The 6,892-nt window shown below is 73.0% G+C and carries 7 protein-coding genes and 1 pseudogene; all 8 read right to left on the reverse strand.

All coding sequences use genetic code 11. From position 1 onward, the window contains the following. Positions 1-97 precede the first annotated feature (97 nt). Entirely contained in the window at positions 98-688 is a 591-nt protein-coding gene (locus A5634_RS10070; RefSeq protein ID WP_155769460.1) for a hypothetical protein, read from the reverse strand. Beyond that, a complete protein-coding gene (locus tag A5634_RS10075; RefSeq protein ID WP_065143902.1) occupies positions 616-1,293 on the reverse strand; it encodes a hypothetical protein in 678 nt (225 codons plus the stop codon). Before A5634_RS10075 ends, A5634_RS10070 begins: the two co-directional genes overlap by 73 nt. Further along, positions 1,290-1,808, reverse strand: a complete 519-nt coding sequence (locus A5634_RS28150) for a hypothetical protein (RefSeq protein WP_065143903.1) — start codon at positions 1,806-1,808, stop codon at positions 1,290-1,292. Before A5634_RS28150 ends, A5634_RS10075 begins: the two co-directional genes overlap by 4 nt. Before the next feature lie 242 nt (positions 1,809-2,050). Beyond that, positions 2,051-3,778, reverse strand: coding sequence for an AAA family ATPase (locus tag A5634_RS10085; RefSeq protein ID WP_065143904.1), 1,728 nt, complete (start codon positions 3,776-3,778; stop codon positions 2,051-2,053). A gap of 72 nt (positions 3,779-3,850) precedes the next feature. Further along, positions 3,851-4,057, reverse strand: a complete 207-nt coding sequence (locus A5634_RS10090) for a helix-turn-helix domain-containing protein (protein ID WP_065143905.1) — start codon at positions 4,055-4,057, stop codon at positions 3,851-3,853. A gap of 53 nt (positions 4,058-4,110) precedes the next feature. Beyond that, positions 4,111-4,998 (reverse strand): hypothetical protein, encoded by an 888-nt coding sequence (locus tag A5634_RS10095; protein WP_065143906.1) that lies wholly within the window; start codon positions 4,996-4,998, stop codon positions 4,111-4,113. Between the two features lie 86 nt (positions 4,999-5,084). Beyond that, positions 5,085-6,236 (reverse strand): tyrosine-type recombinase/integrase, encoded by a 1,152-nt coding sequence (locus A5634_RS10100; RefSeq protein ID WP_065143907.1) that lies wholly within the window; start codon positions 6,234-6,236, stop codon positions 5,085-5,087. 253 nt (positions 6,237-6,489) lie between these two features. Beyond that, positions 6,490-6,892, reverse strand: a pseudogene (locus A5634_RS28635) (hypothetical protein); the annotation flags it as partial.

Here is a 6,892-nt window from a genome sequence, read left to right on the forward strand (position 1 = left end):
CACACGCCGGGTCCTGCGAAATGCCGTGAGCCACGGGCGATTCGGCATTCTCGTCGACTCTGATTCTACAATCCGATCCGCAACGACCCGGCCAGTCTCACCCCTTGACCCCAAATGCCGTGTCCCAGGCGGCGCGGCCGCCCGCTGGCGCGTGAGCCGAGGGCGTCCCGGCGATCGGGTTCGGCGCGGGCCGCCGCGGCGTGCCGTCCACCCCGAGGTCGGCCGCGGCCGACCGCGCCGCCTCGACGGCCGCGGCCCGGTCAACCCGCCCGTCCTCACCGAGGAAGTCGTCGACCTCGAGCCCGGCGGCGTCGAACAGGGCCGGGCGCAGCCCGGCGGCGGCCAGCGCCTCGTCGATCCCCTCCCGCCGCGCGCTGGCCAGCTGCTCGCGCAGCGCGTCGCGCTCGGCCTCCGCCTCCCGCGCCCGGACCCGGTACCTGGCCTCCCGGTTGCCACCGTGGTCGCCCTGGGGCTCGCCGGGCTCCCCGTCGGCGGATTCGCCGCCATCGGCCGCCGGGTCGTCCAGAGTCGGTTCTGGGCCGGTTTCCGGCGCGTCCGGGTTCTCCGGGGGCGCGGCGTCGGCGGTCTGTGCGGGGGCGGCTGTCTCGGTCATGGTCACTCGTCCTCGTGGATGGTCAGCAGGTCGGTGGTCAGGGTCTCGTAGGTCAGCTCCGGGTTGTCGGTCCACCCGGCCAGCAGCGCGACCAGCTCGACGCCCGCGGACATGGCCTCCAGGCCGGTCGTGAAGTCGTGTTTGCCGCACCAGTGGTCGGCCCGCTCCAGCCTCTCGCCGTGGTCTGTGATCCGGGCGTCGGCCAGTTGCAGGCAGGTCAGCATGCAGTTGGCCTGGCGGGGGGTCAGGGTCGGCGCGGGCTGGACCGGCGGGTCGATCTCCTCGAACGCGCCGTCCCGGATGCCCACGCCGAGCTCCTCCGGGCGCAGGCCCCAGAGGACCCCGCACCGGCACTGGTCGAGGATCGCGTCGGCGTGCCACACGGTCGTGTCGTCGGGCGGGTTGAACGCGTTCTCGATCGGGTCCGGGCCGCGCCAGGTCATCAGGTGCCGCATCGCCAGGCGCCGCACGATCGCCGCGCCGATGGCCAGCACCAGGGGCGGCGCGGCCCCGCGGTCGATGAGCCGGGGGTTGGTGGCCCGGTCGATCGCCAGGTCGGCGCGGTAGCGCGCGTGGCCGGGGATGGACGGGTTGGTGATGTGGCTGGCCGCCTCGACGATGTCCGCCCCGACGTTCGCGACCAGGCGGTCGGTGATGGGCTTGGGCTTGGTGGTGGTCATGCTTCCCTCTCCTTCGGTTGTGGTTGGCCGGCTGGCAGGCGCCAGACGGCCGGGTCGTCGCGGCCGGTGCCACCGGTGGTCTCGATCCCCATCCGCTTGCACGCCGCGTAGAGCGTCGGGCGGGCGATGCCGCGGGCGCGGGCCTCCCTGGCGAGCTCGGGCACCGCCGCCGGTCCGGCGGCCAGCCGTTCGGCGAGCCACCCGTCGGCTGCGAGGTCACCCGGACGCGGCCCCGCCCTCCGGGCCTTCGTCTTCGGACGGCTGGCGTTTGGCCGGTGGTAGGGCCGCACGAGCCGCCCGGCCACGACCCCGGTCGGCCGCTGGCCCGGCGTCAGCGCCGCGAGCCATTCGGCGCAGGCGTCCAGCGCCGGGCAGGAGCGGCAGCTCTCGACCGCGGCGGCCAGCCTCGGGTCCTTCGGGTCCTCGACGTCGAAGTCCTCCGGCCTCCCGCGGCAGGCCGCGCCGGGCAGCGGGACGGTGTCGCGGGCCATGGTCAGGAATTCGGCGAGGGACACGTTTCTGGCCTTCCGTCCGGGGCGCGGCGACCGAACCCCGCGTCTATAGACGCGGTGGGTTTCGTGATCGCCCTGGGGCGTGATCGGTCGTGATCGCTGCGTGATCGCCCTATCAGCGGTTTTGCCCAGGACACGTATCGGCGTGATCGGTCGCGTGGTCGCTTTGGGGCCAAAAAGGCGCGTGGTCGCTCTATCAGCGGTTTTGCCCATGTGTGATCGCTGCGTGATCGCCCGTAGCTTGCTCACGGGAACACCGTCGCGACGCCTGAGGGTGCGGGGAACCAGGCCGTGGGTTTACCCCCGGCGGTCCCACCCTTGGACCCCTCGACCCGAATCAGCAACCCGGCCTTGGTCTTCATGTCGAGTTGTCGTCTGGCCTTCTCCACCTGGCCCGGCTTCGGTTTCGGCAGCTTGTCGCCGTCCTCGTCGGCGTCGCAGAAGATGGCGGCGGCCGCAGCCTTCGCGGTCACCCCGTCCGGGCTGGCGGCCGCCAGCACCACTAGGTCCACCGCGTGGTGGACGGTGAGCGCGCCGGAATCCTGGTCGTGCGACAGCCACCACGGCCCGAGCTCGTTCATCGGCTGACGGACGTGGCGGCAATGGACCAGCGGGTCGCCGGGCTCGCCCGACAGCAGCAGGATGGAGCCCGTCCCGTTGGTGATCCACGTCGACCCGTAGATGTCCTGGGCCTGCGTCGGCGGCCCGCCGTTGGCTCCGCGCTTGGTGGTGTGGTGCAGCTCGGCCAGCTCGCGGCCGCTGGCCAGCAACATCTGCCGCGCCCGGTTATACCCGGCGCCGACCTCGTCCTCGGACAGCCCGATCGCGGCGTCCTTGACCGAGTCCAGGACGACCACCGCGGCGTCGGCGTCCTCGGCCAGCAGCGTCAGGACCTCCGGGTGGCGGGCGACGTCGGCCGGGGGCGGCCCCGGCCAGACGACCAGCCGCTCGTCGAGGACCTCGCGGTCGGCCGCGCCGAATTGGCGGGCCAGCGACCGCGCCGCCTGCCGCGGCCTGTCCATGGCCAGGTAGAGGAGGCGCCGGTCGGGTGCCAGCGCGACGACCGGCAGCCCGAGGACCGTGCCGTCGCCGAGGCCCAGCAGCGCCCGGATCAACAGGCCCGCCAGCGTCGTCTTGCCCACGCCCATCGGCCCGGCGACCATCAGCGACTCGCCGCGGGCCCACAGGACGTCGCCGCCGTGACCCCAAATTGCCGGCGGCTCCTCGGGCGCGTCGAGGATGAACGCGCCGCCGCTGACGAACCGCTGACGGTCCACCGGGTCGGCTGGGCCGTCTCCGGTGATGGCCGCCGGGTCAACCGTGAAAGACGTTGCCACCGCTGGCCATTCGCGGTCGGGCGGCGGGTCGGCCGGACCGTCGTTGTCGGCCTTGGCACTGGCCGAGCTCAGCGTGGCCCGAACCTCGCCCTCGCCCAGCCCGGCCGCCCGCCCGGCCGCGGCCAGCGCCTCTGTGACCGCCGCGAGGTCGAGCTCGCCTCGCATCGCGACCCGGAGGGCGCGCACCCCCTCGGCGTTGAGGGCGTGGTTGCGCGACCCCTCGGGCGTCGCGGCGATCCTCGCGCACTTGGCCTCGACCGTGGCCAGCGCCCACCTGCCCCACCGCGCGCCGTCCGGCGGCGTCGGCACCGCCACCAGCGACGGCCTCGGTCGGCGGTCGGGCTTCGGTTTGCCGGCGAACCGGGGTAGCGAGAAGTGATCGATGAAGTCGTCGCCCCAGGGTGGGTCGCCGCGCTGCGCGCGCAGCCGGTCGGCCTTGCGCTGGCACTCGCGGCTGGACTTCGCGTAGGTGTCCGGGTTGCGTGAGGCCTGCTCGATCGCGTAGCGGATGAAAGGGGCATCGTCACTCTGGCCGGCGTCGCCCGACCGGATAGGCTGGTGCCCAGATTCTCCGCTGGAATCTACCGAGGGCCGCCCGTATTCGTCGTCCGGGTGGCCTTCGTCATTCGTGCTCAAGGGTGTTCCTCCGCTGAAGGGCGCAGCCTGGACCGGCGAAACCTGCGCGGGGGGTTGGGGTTTGGCCCGCCGTCAGGCGGAGACGCTCGCGCAGCCGTCGGCGAAGGCGCGTATGTCCTCGACGCGAATCCGGATCAGCGTCGGGCCGACGCGTCGCGCCGGGAGCTGCCCCTTGGCGATCCAGCGCCGCACGGTGCTCGCGTGGACGCCGAAATACCCGGCGGCGGCGGGGATGTCGACGAGGCCCGTGCGGGGCAGAGCGGTGGTTTCGGGAGTCATAGTCATCGACGCTAACCGGTGGTCGGACACCCTCCCGGCGTGTCGCGGGTATTCTATCCCGCTGCTTCCCAACGTGTTTCGGTAGACCTGTCTACCAGACCGACGGCGTCACCGCTGGCCGTGCGGCGTGCCGCGACCTCGGGGAGCGTTGCGCCGCCGTCGTTCCCGTCGGGCCGGCCGATCGCGTCGAGGGCGATCGCCTCCAGCGAGCCCCACGCGTTCAGCCCGCCGGTCAGGCCGACGGTCGTCGGGGTCGGCAGCAGCCGGATGCCGACCTCTCCGACGTCGCGCAGCAGGTGGCACAGCAGGTCGACGTCGTGCCGGAACGCGTCGTCGACGACCCGGCTCGCCGTAATCTCGGGCTCGGCGGCCCTGGCCGCGGCGAGCAACCCGCCCAAGGCGCGCTCGGCATCCACCACCGCCGACGCCAGGGCGCCTAGCCGTCCGCGCCGGACGCCGTCCGCGGGTTCAGCGGCGGTGGCCCGGCGGCGCCTGGGGTACCGCTTGCCGTCGGTTCCGGTGGTGTCGCCAGGTGGTCCGTCCTGGACCACCTGATTGTTCCGCGCGAGCCAGGCGATGTCGCGCTGGACCGTGGTCTTGCCGGCGCCGGTGGCCTGGGCGATCGCGCGCTGCGACAGCCCCTTGTCGACGAACAGGCGGACCACCGCGCGTCGGGTCTGGGGGTTCGACAGCTCGAGACGTCGGACCGGGGCCAGCGCGTCGGCGGCGTAGGCGGGCCAGGACCGGTAGCCGCGGGCCTCGTGTATCCGTCCGCTCCGGGCCTCCTCGAGCGCGGCCTCCAGCTCGACCAGCAGCGAGTCGAGGTCGACCAGGTTGTCCCGCACCGTCGCCGCCAGCGCCCGGATGCGGGCGTCGAGACGCTCGGCGGCCACCCGGTCCAGCGGTGAACCGTTGACCGGTGCGGGCGCGTGCTGCTCCATGGTGGCGAAGGTACCATCCGCACGTGTGCGGCAAGTAGCGAGACCCGTTGCGCCTCAACGTAGTAGACCCGTCTACCAGGGACTGACTATCCGTCTTCGGGTCCAGCGCCGACGGCCAGCCGCGACAGCGCGTCCGCGACCTCGGCGTCACGGCCGCTCACGATCTGCTGGTAGATCAGCGACGCCTTCACCGTCGAGTGCCCGAGGCGGCCCATCGTCTCGACCAGGTTGCCGACGCGGGCGGTCTGCGTCCCGGCGAAGTGCCGCAGGTCGTGGATGGTCGGGCGCGGCATCTTCTCCCCGTCGCGCCCGATCGCGGCCAGCGCGGGGTTGAGCACGTCGTCGCGGAACACCTTGTCGTTGAGGTGGCATCCGCCCCGCGTCGGCGGGAACAGCAGCGACCCGGGGGCCTTGTCCACGTGCCGCTCCAGGTGGCGGGCCAGGTCGACCCGGATGTGCGGCGGCACAACCACTTTGCGCACGCGGCCCGACTTCGGGCTGTCCAGGTGGCACTGGCCCGCGCGGTGGGTGGCCCCGCGCGCGATCGTCAGCACCGAGCAGTCGTCGCTGACGTCGCGGCGCCGCAGCTCGACGACCTCGCCCCAGCGCGGGCCGCACCAGGCGGCGAGCAGGACCAGCGCCCGCAGCCGTTCGGGCACCCCGTCGGCCAGCGCGGCGACCTCGGACGGGTCGAGGATCACGGGCTGGCGAACGGTCTTGCTGGCCATGGCCTTCGGGACGTTGCAGGGGTTCGCGGCCAGCAGCCCGTCGGACACGGCGGTGGCGCAGACCGCGTGCACGAACTGGTAGGCGTGCGCCCTGGCGGTCGGCTTGTCCTTCGGCAGCGCCGCGTGCCAGGCCCGAACCGCCTGCGGAGAAAGGTCTTTGAGCGCCACCGCGCCGATGGGCGAGCCCTTCACCCGGTTCTCCAGGATGGCCTCGTAGCCCATGCGGGTCCGCGGCCGCAGCTCCCGCTGCTCTATCCACGTCGCGGCGTAGGTGGCCACGGTCAGCACCCCCGCGACCCGCTGGGCCTCCCGCTGGGCGGGCGGGGTCCACGTGCCGTGCTCGATCAGTCGGCGCTCCCCCGCCAGCCACCCCTCGGCGTCGATCTTCGCCGAGTAGGTCCGCGGCGCGTTGTGCCGCACGCAGTCGGGGCCGACGTAGGAGGCGTGCCACGTGCTCGCGCCCGACCGCCTGATCCAGCCCCACCCGCGGCGGCCCTTCTTTCCGGCCATGGCTCGCTGCCTCCTGTTATCTGCACGCTATCCCGGTGCTGTCTCATGCTAACAGGAGCTAACCCGTGCCTAGTAGACGTGTCTACCAATAACCGCTGGCAGAGAGCTGTTTACGCTGATCGGAGGCGGTGCTGGCAAACTCGCGGGCGGCATCTTCGAATCCTGCCGGGGGCACAGGTACTCATCTGTTCCGCGGTGACTTGTGCGCGCCACGAAATGCATTGTCGCGCAATGACGCCGCACTTCGCAAAGGCTACGGCGATCCGTTCAGGCCGAACAACAGCCCCCCGCCGCCGCCGGTTCCGCTCTTGCCACCGGGCGGGCCACCACTGCCAGCGTTACCGCCGTTGCCGATCAGCACGGCGCTACCCCCGTGCCCTCCGGCGCCGTTGCCGGAACCGCCGACGCCGCCGTCGCCGCCGTCGCCGATCAGCCCCGCCTTGCCACCAGCGCCCCCGGCACCAGCCACGCCGATGCCACCGCCGCCTCCGTTGCCTCCGGAGCCGGCCACGAAGCCGGCATTTCCGCCCGCCCCACCGAGTCCTCCTGCCACGGGACCGAAGCCTCCCTCGCCGCCGTCACCGAAATTGTTGCCGCCTCGGCCGCCCTTGCCGCCGCCGCCGGCGTCCCCACCATTTCCGGCGCTGCCGCCGCCA

The organism is Mycobacterium asiaticum (genome assembly GCF_001673365.1).
Lineage (GTDB): Bacteria > Actinomycetota > Actinomycetes > Mycobacteriales > Mycobacteriaceae > Mycobacterium > Mycobacterium asiaticum_A.